Here is a 19,176-nt window from a genome sequence, read left to right as displayed (position 1 = left end):
ACACCAACTGGAGGACCGAACCCGCATCTGTTGCAATAGATTGGGATGACTTGTGGCTAGGGGTGAAAGGCCAATCAAACTCGGAAATAGCTGGTTCTCCGCGAAATCTATTTAGGTAGAGCGTCTGGCGAATACTCCCGGGGGTAGAGCACTGGATGGGCTATGGGGACTCACCGTCTTACTGATCCTAACCAAACTCCGAATACCGGGAAGTACTACCAGGCAGACACACGGCGGGTGCTAACGTCCGTCGTGAAAAGGGCAACAACCCTAACCTCCAGCTAAGGTCCCCAAGTCATGGCTAAGTGGGAAAGGATGTGAGGATCCCAAAACAACCAGGATGTTGGCTTAGAAGCAGCCATCATTTAAAGAAAGCGTAACAGCTCACTGGTCTAAATAAGGGTCTTTGCGCCGAAAATGTAACGGGGCTAAAGCCATGCACCGAAGCTGAGGATTCCTCTTTGAGGAGTGGTAGCGGAGCGTTCCGTAAGCTGATGAAGGGATACCTGTGAGGGGTCCTGGAGGTATCGGAAGTGCGAATGTTGACATGAGTAACGATAAAGAGGGTGAGAGACCCTCTCGCCGAAAGACCAAGGGTTCCTGCTTAAAGTTAATCTGAGCAGGGTTAGCCGGCCCCTAAGACGAGGCGGACACGCGTAGTCGATGGGAACCACGTTAATATTCGTGGGCCTGGTGGAAGTGACGGATCGCACAAGTTGTTCATTCTTATTGGATTGGATGGGCAGCGGAGCGGTTCCAGGAAATAGCTCCACCGTATAGACCGTACCCGAAACCGACACAGGTGGTCAGGTAGAGTATACCAAGGCGCTTGAGAGAACTATGTTGAAGGAACTCGGCAAATTGCACGCGTAACTTCGGAAGAAGCGTGACCCCATTGTAGGCAACTATGGTGGGGTGGCACAGACCAGGGGGTAGCGACTGTTTATCAAAAACACAGGGCTCTGCGAAGTCGCAAGACGACGTATAGGGTCTGACGCCTGCCCGGTGCTGGAAGGTTAAGAGGAGAGGTGCAAGCTTTGAATCGAAGCCCCAGTAAACGGCGGCCGTAACTATAACGGTCCTAAGGTAGCGAAATTCCTTGTCGGGTAAGTTCCGACCTGCACGAATGGCGTAACGACTTCCCCGCTGTCTCCAACATAGACTCAGTGAAATTGAATTCCCCGTGAAGATGCGGGGTTCCTGCGGTCAGACGGAAAGACCCCGTGCACCTTTACTATAGCTTTACACTGGCATTCGTGTCGGCATGTGTAGGATAGGTGGTAGGCTTTGAAGCAGGGACGCCAGTTTCTGTGGAGCCATCCTTGAAATACCACCCTTATCGTCATGGATGTCTAACCGCGGCCCGTTATCCGGGTCCGGGACAGTGTATGGTGGGTAGTTTGACTGGGGCGGTCGCCTCCGAAAGAGTAACGGAGGCGCGCGATGGTGGGCTCAGACCGGTCGGAAATCGGTCGTCGAGTGCAATGGCATAAGCCCGCCTGACTGCGAGACTGACAAGTCGAGCAGAGACGAAAGTCGGTCATAGTGATCCGGTGGTCCCGCGTGGAAGGGCCATCGCTCAACGGATAAAAGGTACGCCGGGGATAACAGGCTGATGACCCCCAAGAGTCCATATCGACGGGGTTGTTTGGCACCTCGATGTCGGCTCATCGCATCCTGGGGCTGGAGCAGGTCCCAAGGGTTTGGCTGTTCGCCAATTAAAGCGGTACGTGAGCTGGGTTCAGAACGTCGTGAGACAGTTCGGTCCCTATCTGCCGTGGGTGTAGGAATATTGACAGGATCTGTCCCTAGTACGAGAGGACCGGGATGGACATATCTCTGGTGGACCTGTTGTCCTGCCAAGGGCATAGCAGGGTAGCTATATATGGACGGGATAACCGCTGAAGGCATCTAAGCGGGAAACCCACCTGGAAACGAGTGTTCCCTATCAGAGCCGTGGAAGACGACCACGTTGATAGGCCGGGTGTGGAAGTGCGGCAACGCATGAAGCTTACCGGTACTAATAGCTCGATTGGCTTGATCGTTCTCATTGACTATGCTCATCACCGGCAAACACGACAGTGTTTGTTCGGGTGATGATGCTGAAGACGTGTTCAAATAAACGATGTGAAAACATCACCAGCTTCTCACACAAGTTGCGCTTCGCTGACCTGGTGGTCATGGCGGGGTGGCTGCACCCGTTCCCTTTCCGAACACGGCCGTGAAACGCCCCAGCGCCTATGGTACTTCGTCTTAAGACGCGGGAGAGTCGGTCGCTGCCAGGTCTGCTAAACGCAACTCGTGAAAAACAAATCTTCTCTTCGCAAACTCTACGGCCCAAAGCCGATCAAAGGGCCGCTATCAAAGCGGCCTTTTGTGTTTGGTGCCTCATGAACACGAGACAAATTGCTTCGCAATTTGCTCGGCACAGATCCGCAAAGCGCACGCGCTTTGCGTAGCCGCGACAAATCCCAAAGGGATTTGCGCTGGACGCGGGGTGGAGCAGCCCGGTAGCTCGTCAGGCTCATAACCTGAAGGCCGCAGGTTCAAATCCTGCCCCCGCAACCAAACATATAGCCCGCATCCAAGCGGGCTTTTTTTGTTTGATAACACGGCGAGCATGCAACGCGCTCGAAAGCCGCCAAAACGCCCAAAGCTCCCAAAGCCGACGCGGCGAAACCAAAATCTCCCCTCACTTCCATCTCGTCTAAATATCCCGGTGCGGATATTTCCGATGTTCGATACATCTTAAGCACAGTCAGCTAATCGCATCCGGATATTCGGGTCTACTATCAAAATTTCGAATGTGCTAAAGTAAATTCGCGTGGCGCTTTAGATTTCTGCGCACGGATTTCAATTCGTTTTTCGAAGTCTGCTGTCTCGTTCAGCCGCAGTACTTCTTTTCATGCCGTAAATCGATGAACTTTCCAGGGAGGGGAACAATGCGGATATATGCATCTTCTCGATCGGCAATACGACGCAGCGGGCTTTGGTTTCAGTTCGGGTTATCGATATCAAGCGTCATCTGCGCGGCCAGTCTTCTGACCGGAGTTGCCGTTGCGCAGGCGCCGACGGAAGAGCAGCGCAATGAGATCCGAGCAGCATGCCGTTCGGATTTCATCGCACAGTGTTCAGGGGTGCAGCCGGGAGGTATCGAGGCGCTGACCTGCCTGCAGCAACATGATTCCACGCTTTCCGCAGCCTGCCGCAAGGCAGTCTCCGCCGTCAGCGCCAAGCCGAAATCGACATCTGCGGAGCCATCTCAGACGGCGCCTGCGACGGCAGGGGCGGCCACGGCGGCACCAGCAGCCGGTGCCCAGGCGGCGGCTCAGCCGACCGACGCACAGCGCGACGCCGTCAAGTCAGCTTGCCGCTCCGATTTTATGGCGCAATGCTCCGGCGTGACTCCGGGAGGTGCCGCGGCGCTCGCCTGCCTGCAGCAGCATAGTGCCCGCCTGTCGGCGCCTTGCCAGCAGGCCGTTGCGGCCATCGGTGCGGCGGGCGCGCCCGCGGCCGGTGCGGGTGCAGGTGCCGCAACGGCAGCCACACCGCCGGCGACCCGGCAGGCTGCGATGCCTGTCTTCTCTCCCCGCGAGGAAGTGATGATCGTGCGCGAGACTTGCGGGCCGGACTTCCGAGCTTTCTGCCGCATGGTGCCGATCGGCGGCGGGCGGGTGATCGAGTGCCTGCGGGACAATCTGCAGCGCGTGTCGCCAGCCTGTCACAGGGTGCTGACCTCGGGCCTGTAGCGGCCTTCCAATTCCTATCCGGTTTCGCCGGGAATGCCTGAGCCGTCAGGCATTCTCCTGACGGTTCCGCTCAGCCGTTTCGAGATCGTCGCAGTACGATCCGAAATCTCCGCATCCGATGAATTCAATGACGACACAAATGAAAGGCAGTGCCATGTCATCGACTTCTCTATCGCGATTGAAACGAATACTGAGCTATTCCGCTGTTGCCGTCGGCCTTGTGCTGCCGACCCATGCATGGGCGGATGATGCAAAAGATCTTCTGAAGGCCATGTCCGATTTTCTGGTGGCGCAGAAGAGCATATCCTTCAACTACCAATCATCACTCGAGGCTGTGACCCCGGACTTCGAGAAACTGCAATTCGTCAGTTCGGGTACAGCCAATATCACCCGCCCCGACAAGCTGCGTGTTACGCGGACCGGAGGCTTTGCCGATATCGATGTCAGTTTCGACGGTTCGACGCTGACCGTGCATGGCAAGAACCTCGATGCCTATGCGAAGGTCGATGGCAAGGGCTCGCTTGATGATCTGATCGACAGGCTCGCCGATGCTGGCGTGGAAGCACCAGGCGCCGATCTACTCTCGTCTCACGTCTATGACATCTTGATGTCCGACGTGACCGAGGCCAAGCACATCTCCAGCGCCTTCGTCGACGGTGTGGAATGCGAATATCTGGCTTTCCGCACACCAGAACTTGACTGGCAGATCTGGATACAGACGGGTTCGCAGCCGATACCGCGGCGCTATGTAATCACCAGCAAACACGTCGTACAGGCGCCGCAATATACGCTCGAGATCAGCAACTTCAAAAGCGGGGCGGATGTCGCCGCCACCTCCTACAATATCGAGATCCCAGCCAATGCGAAAACCGTGGATCTGAGTGAACTCCAATCGATCGATGAGCTTCCGGCGCCCGCCGTTACAGGAGATATGCAATGATCCGCAGCAAGCTCTTTTTCGCTCTGTGCCTCGCCGGCGTGATGGTCTTCACCGATTTTCGCCTGGAAGGAGAAGGCCCGCTACCGCTGTCGATCGGCTTCGCCACGCCGGCGGCGGCGGTCATCGGCCGTCCCTTGACGCCGCTCTCCTATGCCGGAGTGGCGCGTCGCACCACCCGCCGAGTAGTCCGGCGCACGGCGACGACAATCGCCGTGCTGCCTCCAGGCTGCATCTATGGCCCTTATTATGGCGGCTATTATTATCGCTGCGGCGGCCTCTACTATGCCAAGAGCGGCGGCGTCTATGTTCAGGTGATCGTGCAATAGGCTGCTTGCCAGCCTATTGTGCCGTCATTTCAGTATCGGTTACAGCAGGAGCTTTACCGCGGCGCCTTCTGAACTCTTCAAGGCGCTGCAGCACGACGTAGAAAGAAGGAACGAACAAAACGGCAAGGCAGGTCGATGCGATCATGCCGCTGAAGACCGATATGCCGATCGACTTGCGGGCAGATGCGCCAGCTCCCGTCGCGAGGACAAGCGGCAGGACGCCGAGAATGAAGGCGAAGGATGTCATGAGGATCGGTCGGAAGCGCAGGCGGGCAGCCTCAACGGCTGCTTCGAGGATTTCCATGCCTTCCTCTCGCTTTTCTCGGGCGTATTCGACGATGAGAATGGCATTCTTCGATGCCAAAGCGATCAAAAGGATGAGGCCGATCTGGGTGTAGAGGTTGTTGGCGACGCCCGCCGCCATCAATGCGCCGACGGTGCCGAGCAGGGCAAGCGGGACAGCCAGCAACACGGCGAGCGGCAGGATCCAGCTTTCATATTGACCCGCGAGCACGAAGTAGACGAGCAGCATGCCGAGCGCGAAGATATAGTAGATCTGTCCGCCGACCGCCTTTTCCTGATAGGAAAGCGCCGTCCACTCATAGCCGGTTCCTGTTGGCAAGGTCTGGTCGGCAATCTGCTCCATGACATCGAGTGCCTGGCCGGAGCTGAAGCCGGTCGCAGGCCCGCCGACGATCGTTGCTGACGGGTAGAGGTTGTAGAGGCTGATCAGGGAGGGGCCTTCCATCGGCTTGATGTCGACGACGGTTCCGAGCGGCACCATCGTGCCATCCCCGGCCTTGACCTCCAGATTGCGGATATCGTCAGGGCTGACGCGGAATTCCGGAGATGCCTGGGCGTAGACCTGGAACGTGCGGCCAAACTTGTTGAACTGTGTCACGTAGCTCGATCCAACGTAGCCCGAGAGCGCAGAGAAAACCTGTCCGACCGTGACGCCCAATGTCTCGGCCTTGATACGGTCGACCACGATCTCGAGCTGCGGCACATTCGAGCGGAACGACGTACTCAGCCTTTGCAGCGATGACTGGGCTTCGCCATTTTTCACAATCGTATCGGTAAGCGACTGCAACAGTGCATAGTCGGAAACACCATTCTTGAGTTCCACTTGCATCGTGAAGCCGCTGGCATTGCCGACGCCCTGAATCGGCGGCGGTACGATCACCAGGGTTTTCGCGACCAATACGCTTTGCAGCGCGCCATTCAGATGCTGGTAGATGGACAGAAGATCCTGCCCCTTTACCTTGAGGCGTTCGTCCCAGTCCTTCAGCACGACATAGGCCACGCCGGCGTTTTGAAGGCTGGCGTTGTTGTCGAGAACGGATATGCCGCTGATTGTCAGGACCTGATCGACGCCCGGCGTCTCCTGGGCGATCTTGCCGACCTCCGCCATGACGGCGTCGGTGCGCTCCTTGGAGGCGCCATCGGGCAGTTGCGCGCCGATCAGCACGTAGCCTTGATCCTCGATCGGCAGGAACGCGCTCGGCACGCGTGTCAGCCCCCAGACAGCTACTCCCATCAGCGCCAACGCCAGAATAGCCATGACCGCGGCGTGGCGCGTCATCGAGCCGATCAGTCGGACGTATCCGCGTTCACCCCAGTCGTAGATCCTGTTGAAACCGCGATAGACGAAGTTGCGCTTCTCGGGAGGCACCGGCGTGCGCAGCCAGAGGGCGCATTGCGTCGGTTTCAGCGTCACAGCGTTGATGGCGCTGATCAGCGCCGTTGCGGCAATGACGAGCGCGAACTGCCGGTAAAGCTGGCCCGTCAGCCCCGGCAAGAAGGCGGCTGGGATGAAAACCGCCATCAGCACCAGCGTGATGCCGATGACGGGACCGAGCAGTTCGTCCATTGCCTTTTCAGCGGCCTTGCGGCCGGTCATGCCCGCCTCGATATGTCTTGCGACACCCTCGACAATGACGATGGCGTCGTCGACGACAATGCCGATGGCGAGAACGATTGCAAAGAGAGTGGAGAGGTTAACCGTGAAGCCCATGGCCGCCATCGCGGCAAAGGCGCCGATGATGGTGACAGGAACAGTCGTCGCCGGAACGAGCATGGCTCGCCAGTCCTGCAGAAACAGCAGAATGACGATGAGAACGAGAACGCCTGCCTCGATCAGCGTGACATAGACCTCGTCGATCGAGGCCTTGACGAATTTCGTGGTGTCGAAGGGGAGATGATATTCGAGGCCCGGCGGGAAGGCCTTCGCCAGTTCCGCCATCTTCACATCGACTGCCTGGGCCACAGCAATGGCGTTTGCTTCCGGTAATTGGGAGATGCCGATGCCCGCAGCCGGTCGGCCATTCTGCATGAAGGTCTGGCTATAGGTCTGCGCACCCAGTTCGACCCGGCCAATATCGCGGATGCGCGTTACCCGGCCGCCATCTGAGCCATCAACCTTGACGATGATGTTTTCGTAGTCAGCAGCATCGTTCAGCCGGCCATTGATGTTCAGCGTGTATTGGAATGTCTGCCCTTGGGGTACCGGCGGAATGCCGATCTGGCCAGCCGTGACCTCCTGGCTCTGCTGCTGCACGACATTGACGATATCCTGTGGTGTCAGCCCGCGAGCCTGCAGCAGGTTCGGATCCATCCAGATGCGCATGGCATACTGGCCGGCGCCGAAGACCGTGACATTGCCGACGCCGGGCAGGCGGGCAAGTTCGTTCTGGAGGTTGATGACCGCATAATTGGAGAGGAACAGGTTATCATAGCGGCTGTCCGGGGAGGTCAGGGTGACAAAGCCGAGGATGGCGGTCGATTTCTTCTGGGTGCTGACGCCCTGGACCTGCACCGCCTGTGGAAGCGACGACATGGCAATCGCGACGCGGTTCTGCACGAGGACCTGTGCCTGGTCGGGATCCGTTCCAATCGCGAAGGTCACGGTGAGGGAATAGGTGCCGTCACTTGCGCTCGTGGACTGCATATAGAGCATGTCCTGCACGCCGTTGACCTGCTGCTCGATCGGCAGCGCGACCGTATCGACAAGCGTCTTGGCGCTGGCGCCCGGAAAACGCGTCGTCACCTGCACGGTGGGTGGAACGACATTCGGATATTGCGCGACCGGCAATTGGAAGAGAGCTACCGCGCCGATGAGAACAAAGACCAAGGCCAGAACATTGGCGAGCACCGGCCGTTCGATGAAGAAGCGCGAGATCATGCTGTTGCCCTTGGACGTTCGGATGAGGCGTTGCTGCGAAATTACTGCGTCGTCGTCGTAGCCTTTGCATCGGTGCCGGCCGCCGCCGGTTGCGGTTTCATGTCGATTTTCTCAGGCGCGGCCTTGCTCCCGGGGATCGCCTGCTGGATGCCCTGGACGACGACCCAGTCGGCGGGTTCGAGGCCGGATTCGATGACGCGGAGACCGCCTTCGCGCTGGCCCGTCTTCACCTGCTTCTGCTCGACCGTATCGTCCTTGCCGAGAACGAGCAGGTAGCTGCCGAGCTGGTTGGTGGCGATCGCATCGTCGCGCACGAGCAGCGCTTTCTCGTTCCGGCCGATCGGTACGCGAACGCGCACGAAGAAGCCGGGCAGCATCGCCTTGTCCTTGTTGTCGAACAGAGCCCGGACCTGAAGCGTGCCGGTCGATGCATCGAGTTGCGGCGAGACGTAGTCGAGATGTCCCTTATGCGGGTAGCCTTCTTCGGATTGCAGGCCGAGTTCGGCTGGGATGCTCGGCAGATCCGTCTGCTTGAAGGTACGTCCCTGCTTTCTCAACATATCCTTGATCAGCAGCACCTGGGTTTCGCTGACGTTGAAATAGGCATAGATCGGGTCCGTCTGGACGATGCTGGCGAGCTTGGTGGGGCCTGAGACGCCGACGAGCGTGCCGATATCGACAAGGTGGTCGGTCACCGTGCCATCGAAGGGTGCAATCACTTCGGTATAGCCAAGATTGATCGTTGCGAGTTCGACATTGGCCTGGGCATTGAGGATTTGCGCATTGGCTTCGTCGAGCGTCGCCTTGGCGCTGTCGACGGCTGTCTGCGTCGTGACCTGCTGCTTCATCAGATTGACCTGACGATCGTACTCCTGCTTAGCCCCAACCTGGGATGCCTGTTGCGATGCGAGGGATGCCTTGGCCTGATCAAGCTGGGCCTGATAGGTGTCGCGCTCGATTCCGAAGAGCTTGGTTCCCTTCGTTACGGTCGTGCCATCCTGATAATCGATCGACTGAAGGTAACCCTGGACGCGTGCTTCGATATCGACCGAGTTCAGCGGCGCAGTATTGCCTGTGAGTTCGAAATAGAGGGTGACGGGCTCCTGGACTGGTTGTGCAACACGGACGGCCGGCGGCGGAGGCGGGACGTAGGTATTGCTGCTTCCATCGCAGGCAGCGAGCGCTGCCATGCCGATGAGTGTCACAGAAATCTGCAGGCCCCGATGCAATCCCTCACGCATTCTTGCTGCCCCGATGATCTATGTGTCCCGGTCGTCATGCGTGCCCTGGTGGCGGCCCCATCAGTCGCCAAGTGTTTCAGGCATGCGGTACTATGTCGCGGAATCGTCCGAAATTGCAATAGCTTATGGCATGCAATTTAGCTGTGTCTAAACGATTGATGACTCCGCATTCCTATCGTGGTTCAGTCTGGATATTTTCCATTCATTGCTGAGTAATGAGCAGTACGTAGGCGATGAACAGCACCAGGTGAACTGCGCCCTGCATGAGATTGGTGCGGCCGCTTGAAAAGGTAATGATGCTGACGGTAATTGTCAGAGCGAACATGACGAGATCCGGACCCTCAAGCCCTAGTGTGACGGGGTGCCCGTAGAAGTGGCTGATTGCGAGCATGGCCGGTACTGTCAGGCCGATCGTCGACAGGACTGAGCCGAGGAAGATGTTGATGGCGCGCTGCAGGTGGTTGGCGACGGAAGCGCGCACGGCGCTGATCGCCTCAGGTGTCGCGACAAGCACAGCCATGATCACGCCGCCGAATGCCGCCGGTGCATGCAGGGTTTCGATCACATAGTCGATCGGCTTGGCAAGCTGTTCAACCAGGAAGACCACCGGCCCCATGTAGGCGAGCAGCAGAACGGCATGATGCCATACCCCCCGGTGGGGCCGAATGCTGACTGCGCGCCGCTCAAGATTGTTGCCGTCTTCGGCGAAGTAGCGCTGGTGACGGCCGGACTGCAGCAGGAGAAATATGCTGTAGAGACCGATCGAGACGATACCGAGAAACATCTGCCGCGCGGCCGCGGGGTGCGGACCATCCGGGCCGGCGAGGAAAGTCGGCATGACGAGACCAAGGGTTGCGAGCGGCACGATCACCCCAAGATAGGCATTGGCGCCATGCAGATTGTGCTGCTGATCTTCCCGCCGCCAGGCGCCAAAGAGCAGCGACAGGCCCACCATGCCGTTCAGGATGATCATGACCACGGCAAACAGCGTGTCGCGTGCGAGTGTTGGATTATTTTCCCCATGCAGCATGACAGCCGAGATCGCCATCACTTCGATCGAGGTAATCGCAAGGGTCAGGATGAGGGTCCCGTAGGGCTCGCGAAGCTGCTCTGCCAGATGATCCGCATGGCGAACGACCGACAGGGCGGAGCCTAGAACGACAGCGAAAAGCCAGAAAAAAATGACGACGAACCAGAATGGCTCGGCAATCCGGGCGAAGATCGGATCGGGGAAAGCGAGGAAAATCAGGCTGGTCGCGGCGCTGACGCCAATGAACCATTCCTCGCGTGCCAGGCTCGTTATGCTTATGGGATGCAGGGCGGGGCTGTCAGTCATCGGCACCACCGCCAGCCACGGAATGCCGTCGCTTCACAACCGCGATCACTGTCATTTTCCCCTCCGCCTCCCAACTGGCCGGCTGATTGTCTCACGCAGAGGGGCAACGCGCCTATCTAAAAATCATCGCTGCGGGCTCAAGGCGAATTTAATGATACTTCCGCTTCTCCCGCCCCAGAATTTCCGGGGCGTTGAGGCCGGCAATCGGCCTTGAGAGATCGGCGGGGATGTCGCCCGCGAGTTGGAGATCCAGATAGCGGGCGCAGCAGACGCGGAGGAACGAGGTGAAGTTGCCGAGATCATGGCCGGCGTCGATCGACTCGTGGTGCAGTCTGGTTATCAGCTGGACCACGTTCATGCCGTCGCGGGCGGCAATTTCCTCGAGTTTCGACCAGAAGAAATTCTCCAGCCGCACACTGGTCACCATGCCGTCGATACGCAGCGACCGGGTGGTGCTTTCCCAGAGCCGGGCATCCGCCTTGATAAACAGTTCACACATCACGTTCCTCCCGCCGGTTCATTTAAAGCGTGCCGCGATGTCACGCTTTAAGGCTTTGATTTTGCATGTCGTTATCGCAAAACCGCTGCGCACTTTTGCGCGACATGCTTTAGGCGGCGTTGGTCTCCAGGACCGTTGCCGCATCAAGCACCGTCATGAACTGGCGCAACCACGAGGGATGGGCCGGCCAGGCCGGTGCGGTGACGAGATTACCATCGGAAACAGCATCAGTGATGGCAATATCGGCATAGGTGCCGCCGGCAAACTCGACTTCCGGGCGGCAGGCGGGATAGGCCGAGCAGGTGCGGCCCTTGAGCACACCGGCGGCCGCCAGAAGCTGGGCGCCGTGGCAGATGGCAGCGACCGGCTTGTTGGCATCGAAGAAATGCCTGACAGCCTTGATGACTTCGGGGTTGAGGCGGAGATATTCCGGCGCGCGGCCGCCCGGGATGACGAGCGCGTCGTAATCTTCGGCTCGCACGCTTTCGAAGGTGGCGTTCAGCGCAAAATTATGACCGCGCTTTTCGGAATAGGTCTGGTCGCCTTCGAAATCATGGATAGCGGTGGCGACCGTCTGGCCGGCTGTCTTGCCGAGGCAGACGGCGTGGACCGTGTAGCCGCAGGCAAGCAGTGTCTGGAACGGAACCATCGTTTCGTAATCTTCAGTGAAATCGCCTGTGATCATCAGGATTTTGGACGCTGGCATTTCTTCCTCCTCTAAAAACCAACAGATGGACTTTAACAAAGGATCGCGGGCCGCGGGTACTAAGGGAATACTACACCGGGCTCCTGCTCAGGTCGCCTCGCGGGTCATGGCAGCGGGAATGGCGCAGGCCTCGCCGCCGCCGAACATGCGCGAGCGCGTGAGGAAGCGTTTCTCGCGGCCATTATCGAGCGAAAACATGCCGCCGCGCCCGGGTACGACATCGATGATGAGTTGGGTATGCTTCCAGGCCTCGAATTGACTGGCGCTGATATAGACGGGAACGCCGCCGATTTCGCCGAGTTTCACATCCTGGTCGCCAACGATGAAATCATCCGTTGGGTAACACATGGGCGATGAGCCGTCGCAGCAGCCGCCGGACTGATGGAAGAGGACATCAGGGTAGTCCCTTTGAATTTCCTTGATGAGGTCGAGCGCCGCATCGGTTGCAAGTACACGCGGTTCGCCATTGACCATCTGTTCCATGATTGCCTCCTCCAAGACAATGCCTCCTCCCCGTCAAGGGAGGAGGCTCAATGATAGCACAATCGACTGCTTCTCAGAAGAAACCAAGTTTCTTGGGGCTGTAGCTGACCAGCATATTCTTGGTCTGCTGGTAGTGGTCGAGCATCATCTTGTGCGTTTCACGGCCGATGCCGGATTGCTTGTAGCCACCAAAGGCCGCGTGGGCCGGATAGGCGTGATAGCAATTGGTCCAGACGCGGCCGGCCTGGATTTCCCGGCCGAAGCGATAGGCCCGGTTGGCGTCGCGGGTCCAGACGCCAGCGCCGAGACCGTAAAGCGTGTCATTGGCGATCTCGAGTGCTTCCTTCTCATCCTTGAAGGTGGTGACCGAGACGACCGGGCCGAAGATCTCTTCCTGGAACACACGCATCTTGTTGTGGCCCTTGAAGATGGTCGGCTTGATGTAATAGCCGTCAGACAGTTCGCCGCCGAGATCGTTGCGCGAGCCGCCGGCCAGCACCTGTGCGCCTTCCTGCTTACCGATATCGAGATAGGCGAGGATCTTTTCCATCTGCTCGGTGGAGGCCTGAGCGCCGATCATCGTTGCCGGATCGAGCGGGTTGCCCTGCTTGATGGCCTCGACGCGCTTGACGGCCCGTTCCATGAAGCGGTCATAGATCGATTCCTGGACGAGAGCGCGGCTCGGGCAGGTGCAGACTTCGCCCTGGTTCAGCGCAAACATGGCGAAACCTTCGAGCGCCTTGTCGAAGAAATCGTCGTCTTCGGCCGCCACGTCTGCAAAGAAGATATTGGGCGACTTGCCGCCGAGTTCCAGCGTGACCGGAATGAGGTTCTGGCTGGCATATTGCATGATGAGGCGGCCTGTCGTCGTCTCGCCGGTGAAGGCGATCTTGGCGATGCGTGGGCTGGAGGCGAGCGGCTTGCCGGCTTCGAGACCAAAGCCATTGACGATGTTGAGGACGCCGGGCGGCAGCAGATCGCCGACGAGTTCTGCCCAGAGAAGCAGGGAAGCGGGTGTCTGTTCGGCCGGTTTGATAACGACGCAGTTGCCGGCGGCGAGGGCCGGCGCCAGCTTCCAGGTCGCCATCAGGATCGGGAAGTTCCAGGGAATGATCTGGCCGACGACGCCGAGCGGTTCATGGAAATGATAGGCAACCGTATCATGGTCGATTTCGCCGATCGTGCCTTCCTGGGCCCGTATGCAGGAGGCGAAATAGCGGAAATGATCGATGGCGAGCGGAATGTCGGCCGCCATGGTCTCGCGGATCGGCTTGCCGTTGTCCCAGGTTTCAGCCTGAGCCAGAAGCTCCAGCTTATCTTCCATGCGCTGGGCGATCTTCATGAGAATGTTGGAGCGCTCGGTGGCGGAGGTGCGGCCCCATTTTTCCTTCGCGGCATGGGCGGCATCGAGTGCTGCATTGATGTCCTTTTCATCGGAGCGCGGGATTTCGCAGAGTTTGCCGCCGGTGACGGGCGTGACGTTGTCGAAATATTTGCCGCCGATCGGCTCACGCCACTCGCCGCCGATATAGTTGCCGTATTTCAGCTTGAACGGCGACTCGACGATTTTCTGATGAAGCATGTCATCCTCCCTTGATGAACAGGTTCCGGATCGAACCAGTGGGAGGAAATCTGTGTCGCTTTGGCGCGATAGAACAGGGCGGCTTGCCAATACCGCACCGCACAGTGTCGCAGAGTTGCGACAGGTTTCGGCGTCACCACGAGATTGTGACCGAACCCTTGCTCGATATTAGTGGAGGTCGAGTTTCTTCATCTTCCGGTGCAGTGTTGCACGGCTGATGCCGAGGGCCGCAGCGGCCTGGGAGACATTGCCATGGGTGCGGGAAAGCGCCCGCAGCAGCGCCGCTTTCTCGGCCTCGGCCATTTCTTTTTCCTGCGAAACATGGCCTTCATGCAGGGCGTCGGAGGCGGGAAGGCCGGCAGCGATGCGCACGTCATCCAACTTAAGGACGAGGCGGGCGGCGCGTGTGGCGCCGAGAACGAGATCATGCCGATCGACGGCCAGCAAGGCGTTCGCGGAATTGGCGCCGGCCGGCACCATGACGAAGCGTGCACCGGCAAAGGCGGAGCGGAAGAGATTGAGCTCAATGCGCATCGCCGCATCCCGCACGGCTTGCGAGAGGATGCTCAGCGTCATTTCGTTGACGTCATCGCGGCAGGTGGAGATGTCGAGGGCAGCGGCCAGCAGGCCGCGGTGATCGCGGATCGGGGCCGTGGTGCAGCTGAGCTTGATGTTGGAGCAGTAAAAATGCTGATCGCGAAAGACAGCGACTGCACGATCATCGGCCAGCGCAGTACCGATGCCATTGGTGCCGATGCTGGCTTCCGTCCATACCGAACCGGTCCATAGACCAAGATCATGAAATTCCTTGTCATTGCCGACGGCGCCGCGGCGTTCCAGCGCAATGCCGTTGCGATCGGTCAGGAGCAGGCAGCAGCCGGCCTTGCCGACCGTTGCAAAAAGCCGGTCGAGTTCGTCGCGCGCATCGGCGATCAACTGATCCGATTGCTCCCGGGCAACGCTGAATTCTTGTTCGGTAAGACGTAGAGGCGCGCGCTTATCTTCGGGAGCAAGCTGATACATGGTCATGCAGCGGCGCCAGGAGGCGACGATTGGAGAGCTGGCCGCAGCGGAATTTTGCTGGGCGCACGTATAGACATGTTCCGCATGCGCGGATTGTTCGTGCATTGAGGCTCCTCCCACGGAACTTGCGCATACTCTGATGTAAATGCGGCGGCTTTGCAATCAGCGGGCATGACGGCAGATTGCATGGATCGAATTTGCGTTGCCGCGAGTGGCGCATTTCTGAAACAGTTGTGCCGGGTCAGGTGACCATCATGCTCGCGATAATATGACCGCTCATCCGCTTGCTCGGCCTCGCTTTACGGCATAGCGTCGTATTTATTTGGATATAACGATCCGGGATGGCGCCTTCTCACTTTTGCGTGTCCCCATGGGCGACTGCGTAACAAAACACTGCTTGGCTCCGTAGTTCTCGGCGTGGACAAAAGATCGGCATGGCGGGAATAAAACCTGCCGATCGTTGTCTACTGAATGAAAGTGCCTGTCGCAGATGCTGTAGACATAGGAGAGCGACGCGATGCTGAACAGACGATTGCTGCTGATCACTGCGGGACTTGGCGCCTTCGCCCTGCGCTTGGGTTTCGGCAGCCAAGCCATGGCGAAGGAAACCTTTGCCGTTAGCCATACAGACGAAGAGTGGAAGAAGCTGCTGACTGCGGATCAATATTCGGTACTGCGGCAGGAGGGAACGGAATATCCGTTCACAAGCCCGCTGCTGCACGAGGAGCGCAAGGGCAATTTCGCCTGTGCGGGCTGTGATCAGGAAGCCTTTTCATCGACTACGAAATTCGACAGCGGCACAGGCTGGCCGAGTTTCTGGGCGCCGCTCAATGACAAGGTCGTCGGCACGACGCGCGATACATCCTTCGGCATGGTGCGCGATGCCGTCCATTGCGGACGCTGCGGCGGGCATCTTGGCCACGTCTTTAACGACGGGCCGAAGCCGACCGGCTTACGCTACTGCTTGAACGGCGTGGCCATGACATTCCACCCGGCTTCTGCCTGATCGACGGGACACTCTGATGCTTCTCTTCGTCCTTGCCTATCTCGGTGGGGTGCTGACGATCGTCAGCCCCTGCATCCTGCCAGTGCTGCCGTTCGTTTTCGCCCGTGCAGGCCAACCTTTCCTGCGCAGCACATTGCCGATGATGCTCGGCATGGCGGCGACATTCGCTGGAGTCGCGACATTGGCGGCCGTCGGCGGCGGATGGGCGGTGCAGGCCAATGAATATGGTCGCTATGCCGCCATCGTGCTGCTCGCGATTTTCGGCGTTATCCTGCTGTTCCCGGCGCTGTCGGACTATCTGACACGGCCGCTCGTTTCGCTCGGTGCGCGCCTGTCGCAGTCTGCCGATCAAAACACACGCAGCGGCGGCTCGGCTGTTGCCGCCTCACTGCTGCTCGGTGTTGCGACCGGTCTGCTCTGGGCGCCCTGCGCCGGACCGGTTCTCGGCCTGATCCTCACGGGTGCGGCGCTTCAGGGTGCAAATGTCGGCACGACCTTGCTGCTGCTTGCCTATGCGCTTGGTGCCGCGACCTCGCTGGCATTGGCGCTTCTCATCGGCGGCAAGGTCTATCAGGTGATGAAACAGTCGCTCGGTATCGGCGAATGGCTGCGACGCGGTGTCGGCGTTGCGGTTCTTGTCGCAGTCGTGGCGATTGCGCTCGGCCTCGATACCGGCTTCCTGACGCAAGCCTCGCTTGCCAGCACCAATGTTCTTGAACAGGGGCTCGTCGACAAGTTCCATCAGCAACAGACGGCCGACGATACCGGCGGCGCCATGAAGTCGGTTGTCATGTCGGCGGGCGGCGGTTCGATGGCGATGACGGGCAACAATCAGATGATGATGTCCGGTAATCCGGCCGCGATGAGCGGCGATAGCATGGCGATGGCGATGAAGCCGAAAGGTGCTGGCGAGCAACTACCGGTCGAGGGACAGATGCCACCGCTCGACGGCGCGGTGCAATGGCTGAATTCAAGCCCGCTGACGGCTGAGCAGCTGAAGGGAAAGGTCGTGCTCGTCGATTTCTGGACCTATTCCTGTATCAACTGTCTGCGCGCCGTTCCCTATGTCAAAGCCTGGGCGGATAAATACAAGGATCAGGGTCTCGTCGTCATCGGCGTGCATTCGCCTGAATTCGCCTTCGAGAAGAATGTCGACAATGTGAAGAAGGCGATCTCCGATCTTGGCATCACCTACCCGGTCGCCGTCGACAATGATTATGCGATCTGGCGCGCCTTCGACAACGAATATTGGCCGGCGCATTATTTCATCGATGCGAAAGGGCAGGTCCGCCACCATCATTTCGGCGAGGGCGATTACGACCAGTCCGAACGGATAATCCAGCAATTGCTGGCCGAAGCCGGCGAGACCGGTGTTTCCAGTGATATCGTGGATGTGAAGGCGACCGGTGCCGAAGCCGCTTCCGATGCTGCCAATGTGCAATCGCCGGAAACCTATGTCGGCTATCAGCGCTCGGAGAACTTTGTTGACGACAAGGGCACGGTCAACGATGCCGCGCATGATTATGTCGCCGCGACGCCGAAACTCAATGAATGGGGCCTGACCGGCAATTGGACAGTCGGCCCCGAGCAGGCATCGCTGAATGCCGCTGATGGAAGCATCTATTATCGCTTCCATGCCCGCGACCTGCATCTGGTTCTCGGCCCGGACGCGGATGGCAAGCCGGTGCGCTTCAAGGTAACGGTCGATGGCAAGGCGCCGGGCGACGGGCATGGGGTGGATACGGATGCCGACGGCAATGGCACGGTGACGGGACAGCGGCTCTATCAGCTGGTACGCGAAGCCGGGCCGGTCGGCGACCACACATTCGAGATCCATTTTCTCGATGCCGGCGTGCAGGCTTTCGCCTTCACCTTCGGCTGAGCCAGGCCTCGATGCCTTTCGCTGCCGCCCGGCCCGTGGCGAAACAAGCGGTCAACAGATAGCCACCTGTCGGTGCCTCCCAATCCAGCATCTCTCCGGCCGCAAACGTGCCGGCGAGATGTTTCAACATGTAGGTTTCGTCGACCTCGCTGAAGGCGATGCCGCCGGCAGAGGATATGGCCTCGGCGATGGGGCGTGGGCGCAGCAATGGGATGGCCAGCGACTTGATGACGGCAGCGAGTTTGTGCGGATCGTTGCGATCGGTCTCCGGCAACAGTTCACGCAGAAGTGCCGCCTTCACGCCATCGAGCCCGGCACCTTTGCGCAGGCGATTGGAAAAGCTCATCTTGGCATCCTGCCGGGTCAGATCGCGTGACAGGCGATCTGCGGTGCGGCCCGGGGCAAGGTCGATTGTCAGTCTTGCCTCACCATGCGACAGCAGGTCGTCACGCAAAGCGGCCGAATGCGCGTAGATGAGGCTGCCTTCGAGACCGTGCTTGCTGATGACGAATTCGCCCGGAAATGTCCCGGCGCGTGATGTTGCCGTCACGGATTTCAGCGGCTCTCCGGCGAAGCGTTCGCGAAAGATCTCGCTCCAGGCGACATCGAAGCCGCAATTGGCCGGTTGAAACGGTGCGATCGCCACCCCGCGCTCGGAGAGCAATGACACCCAGCCGGCATCGGAGCCGAGGCGCGGATAGCTGGCGCCGCCGAGTGCGAGCAGGGTTGCATCGCAGGATATGGTCTTGTGACCGTCAGGCGTTTCGAAAATATGGCCGTCTTCTGTGAACCCGATCCAGCGATGGCGGGTGAAGAAGCTGACGCCGCGGGCTTCCAGCCGGGCGAGCCAGGCGCGCAGCAGCGGCGAGGCCTTCATCACATCGGGGAAGACGCGGCCGGACGAGCCTACGAAGGTCTCGCTGCCGAGGTCTGACGCCCAGGCGCGGATATCGGCCGGCGTGAAGGCATCGAGGGCTGCGCGCAGGCGGGGATTGGCGTTGCCGAAGCGGGTGGAGAAGCGTTCGTAGTCTTCGGAATGGGTGATGTTGAGACCGGATTTGCCAGCGAGCAGGAATTTGCGGGCAAAGGTCGGCATCGCATCATAGACGGAAACGGCATGGCCGCTTGCCGACAGCACTTCGGCTGCCGAAAGGCCGGCGGGGCCGCCGCCGATGATCGCGATTTTCTTCTGTTTCATTGCGCCTTCTTGGCGTGGGCAGTC

At 59.2% G+C, this 19,176-nt stretch carries 14 protein-coding genes, 1 tRNA gene and 2 rRNA genes (1 of these 17 cut by a window edge); 8 read left to right on the top strand and 9 right to left on the bottom strand.

Annotated elements, in window-relative coordinates; translation table 11 throughout:
• The 6 genes from LVY75_30475 to LVY75_30450 all read left to right on the top strand — a co-directional run.
• A 23S ribosomal RNA gene (locus LVY75_30475) occupies positions 1–2,045 on the top strand (it extends 754 nt beyond the left edge of the window).
• 125 nt (positions 2,046–2,170) lie between these two features.
• A 5S ribosomal RNA gene (gene rrf, locus LVY75_30470) occupies positions 2,171–2,285 on the top strand.
• 206 nt (positions 2,286–2,491) lie between these two features.
• Positions 2,492–2,568, top strand: a tRNA-Met gene (locus LVY75_30465).
• Positions 2,569–2,942: 374 nt separating this feature from the next.
• Positions 2,943–3,749, top strand: coding sequence for a cysteine rich repeat-containing protein (locus LVY75_30460; GenBank protein XAZ23085.1), 807 nt, complete (start codon positions 2,943–2,945; stop codon positions 3,747–3,749).
• Positions 3,750–3,903: 154 nt separating this feature from the next.
• Complete coding sequence (locus LVY75_30455; GenBank protein XAZ23084.1) at positions 3,904–4,689, top strand: DUF2092 domain-containing protein; 786 nt, start codon at positions 3,904–3,906, stop codon at positions 4,687–4,689.
• Positions 4,686–5,015: a hypothetical protein gene (locus LVY75_30450; protein XAZ23083.1), complete on the top strand. Its 330-nt coding sequence runs from the start codon at positions 4,686–4,688 to the stop codon at positions 5,013–5,015. The genes LVY75_30455 and LVY75_30450 overlap by 4 nt, the downstream gene beginning before the upstream one ends.
• A gap of 13 nt (positions 5,016–5,028) precedes the next feature.
• On the opposite strand, the gene LVY75_30445 is transcribed toward LVY75_30450, so the two are convergent.
• The 8 genes from LVY75_30445 to LVY75_30410 all read right to left on the bottom strand — a co-directional run bounded on the left by LVY75_30445 (position 5,029) and on the right by LVY75_30410 (position 15,171).
• On the bottom strand, positions 5,029–8,196 hold the full coding sequence (locus tag LVY75_30445; protein ID XAZ23082.1) for a multidrug efflux RND transporter permease subunit: 3,168 nt from the start codon (positions 8,194–8,196) through the stop codon (positions 5,029–5,031).
• Between the two features lie 41 nt (positions 8,197–8,237).
• Positions 8,238–9,437, bottom strand: coding sequence for an efflux RND transporter periplasmic adaptor subunit (locus LVY75_30440; GenBank protein XAZ23081.1), 1,200 nt, complete (start codon positions 9,435–9,437; stop codon positions 8,238–8,240).
• Positions 9,438–9,639: 202 nt separating this feature from the next.
• Complete coding sequence (locus LVY75_30435; GenBank protein ID XAZ23080.1) at positions 9,640–10,773, bottom strand: calcium:proton antiporter; 1,134 nt, start codon at positions 10,771–10,773, stop codon at positions 9,640–9,642.
• Positions 10,774–10,921: 148 nt separating this feature from the next.
• Positions 10,922–11,272: a ribbon-helix-helix domain-containing protein gene (locus LVY75_30430; GenBank protein ID XAZ23079.1), complete on the bottom strand. Its 351-nt coding sequence runs from the start codon at positions 11,270–11,272 to the stop codon at positions 10,922–10,924.
• Positions 11,273–11,381: 109 nt separating this feature from the next.
• Positions 11,382–11,978, bottom strand: a complete 597-nt coding sequence (locus tag LVY75_30425) for a DJ-1/PfpI family protein (GenBank protein ID XAZ23078.1) — start codon at positions 11,976–11,978, stop codon at positions 11,382–11,384.
• A gap of 87 nt (positions 11,979–12,065) precedes the next feature.
• Positions 12,066–12,461, bottom strand: a complete 396-nt coding sequence (locus LVY75_30420) for a DUF779 domain-containing protein (GenBank protein XAZ23077.1) — start codon at positions 12,459–12,461, stop codon at positions 12,066–12,068.
• 73 nt (positions 12,462–12,534) lie between these two features.
• The gene (locus tag LVY75_30415; GenBank protein ID XAZ23076.1) at positions 12,535–14,043 is read right to left on the bottom strand and encodes an aldehyde dehydrogenase family protein; all 1,509 of its coding nucleotides are present in this window, start codon (positions 14,041–14,043) and stop codon (positions 12,535–12,537) included.
• Positions 14,044–14,211: 168 nt separating this feature from the next.
• Positions 14,212–15,171 carry a GAF domain-containing protein gene (locus LVY75_30410; protein ID XAZ23075.1) on the bottom strand — a complete coding sequence of 320 codons (960 nt, stop codon included), beginning with the start codon at positions 15,169–15,171 and terminating at the stop codon, positions 14,212–14,214.
• Positions 15,172–15,583: 412 nt separating this feature from the next.
• Between LVY75_30410 and msrB the strand changes: the two genes are divergently transcribed.
• Together msrB and LVY75_30400 are read left to right on the top strand one after the other, a co-directional pair.
• On the top strand, positions 15,584–16,072 hold the full coding sequence (msrB, locus tag LVY75_30405) for a peptide-methionine (R)-S-oxide reductase MsrB (protein ID XAZ23074.1): 489 nt from the start codon (positions 15,584–15,586) through the stop codon (positions 16,070–16,072).
• Between the two features lie 16 nt (positions 16,073–16,088).
• Positions 16,089–17,954, top strand: coding sequence for a cytochrome c biogenesis protein DipZ (locus LVY75_30400; protein XAZ23073.1), 1,866 nt, complete (start codon positions 16,089–16,091; stop codon positions 17,952–17,954).
• On the opposite strand, the gene LVY75_30395 is transcribed toward LVY75_30400, so the two are convergent.
• A complete protein-coding gene (locus LVY75_30395; protein ID XAZ23072.1) occupies positions 17,941–19,152 on the bottom strand; it encodes a TIGR03862 family flavoprotein in 1,212 nt (403 codons plus the stop codon). The two genes, LVY75_30400 and LVY75_30395, sit on opposite strands and share 14 nt — an antisense overlap.
• Positions 19,153–19,176 lie beyond the last annotated feature (24 nt).

The organism is Sinorhizobium sp. B11, from assembly GCA_039725955.1.
GTDB lineage: Bacteria > Pseudomonadota > Alphaproteobacteria > Rhizobiales > Rhizobiaceae > Rhizobium.
The sequence above is the reverse complement of the archived record's forward strand: the minus strand, read 5'-3'. Positions and strand labels throughout refer to the sequence as shown.

Bases quoted from the DNA above. Each gene is read 5' to 3' on its own strand.
- LVY75_30395 (XAZ23072.1), bottom strand. From the start codon at position 19,152: ATGAAACAGAAGAAAATCGCGATCATCGGCGGCGGCCCCGCCGGCCTT.
- LVY75_30410 (XAZ23075.1), bottom strand. From the start codon at position 15,171: ATGCACGAACAATCCGCGCATGCGGAACATGTCTATACGTGCGCCCAG.
- LVY75_30440 (XAZ23081.1), bottom strand. From the start codon at position 9,437: ATGCGTGAGGGATTGCATCGGGGCCTGCAGATTTCTGTGACACTCATC.
- LVY75_30460 (XAZ23085.1), top strand. From the start codon at position 2,943: ATGCGGATATATGCATCTTCTCGATCGGCAATACGACGCAGCGGGCTT.
- LVY75_30435 (XAZ23080.1), bottom strand. From the start codon at position 10,773: ATGACTGACAGCCCCGCCCTGCATCCCATAAGCATAACGAGCCTGGCA.
- LVY75_30455 (XAZ23084.1), top strand. From the start codon at position 3,904: ATGTCATCGACTTCTCTATCGCGATTGAAACGAATACTGAGCTATTCC.
- LVY75_30450 (XAZ23083.1), top strand. From the start codon at position 4,686: ATGATCCGCAGCAAGCTCTTTTTCGCTCTGTGCCTCGCCGGCGTGATG.
- LVY75_30400 (XAZ23073.1), top strand. From the start codon at position 16,089: ATGCTTCTCTTCGTCCTTGCCTATCTCGGTGGGGTGCTGACGATCGTC.
- LVY75_30415 (XAZ23076.1), bottom strand. From the start codon at position 14,043: ATGCTTCATCAGAAAATCGTCGAGTCGCCGTTCAAGCTGAAATACGGC.
- LVY75_30425 (XAZ23078.1), bottom strand. From the start codon at position 11,978: ATGCCAGCGTCCAAAATCCTGATGATCACAGGCGATTTCACTGAAGAT.
- LVY75_30430 (XAZ23079.1), bottom strand. From the start codon at position 11,272: ATGTGTGAACTGTTTATCAAGGCGGATGCCCGGCTCTGGGAAAGCACC.
- LVY75_30420 (XAZ23077.1), bottom strand. From the start codon at position 12,461: ATGGAACAGATGGTCAATGGCGAACCGCGTGTACTTGCAACCGATGCG.
- msrB (XAZ23074.1), top strand. From the start codon at position 15,584: ATGCTGAACAGACGATTGCTGCTGATCACTGCGGGACTTGGCGCCTTC.
- LVY75_30445 (XAZ23082.1), bottom strand. From the start codon at position 8,196: ATGATCTCGCGCTTCTTCATCGAACGGCCGGTGCTCGCCAATGTTCTG.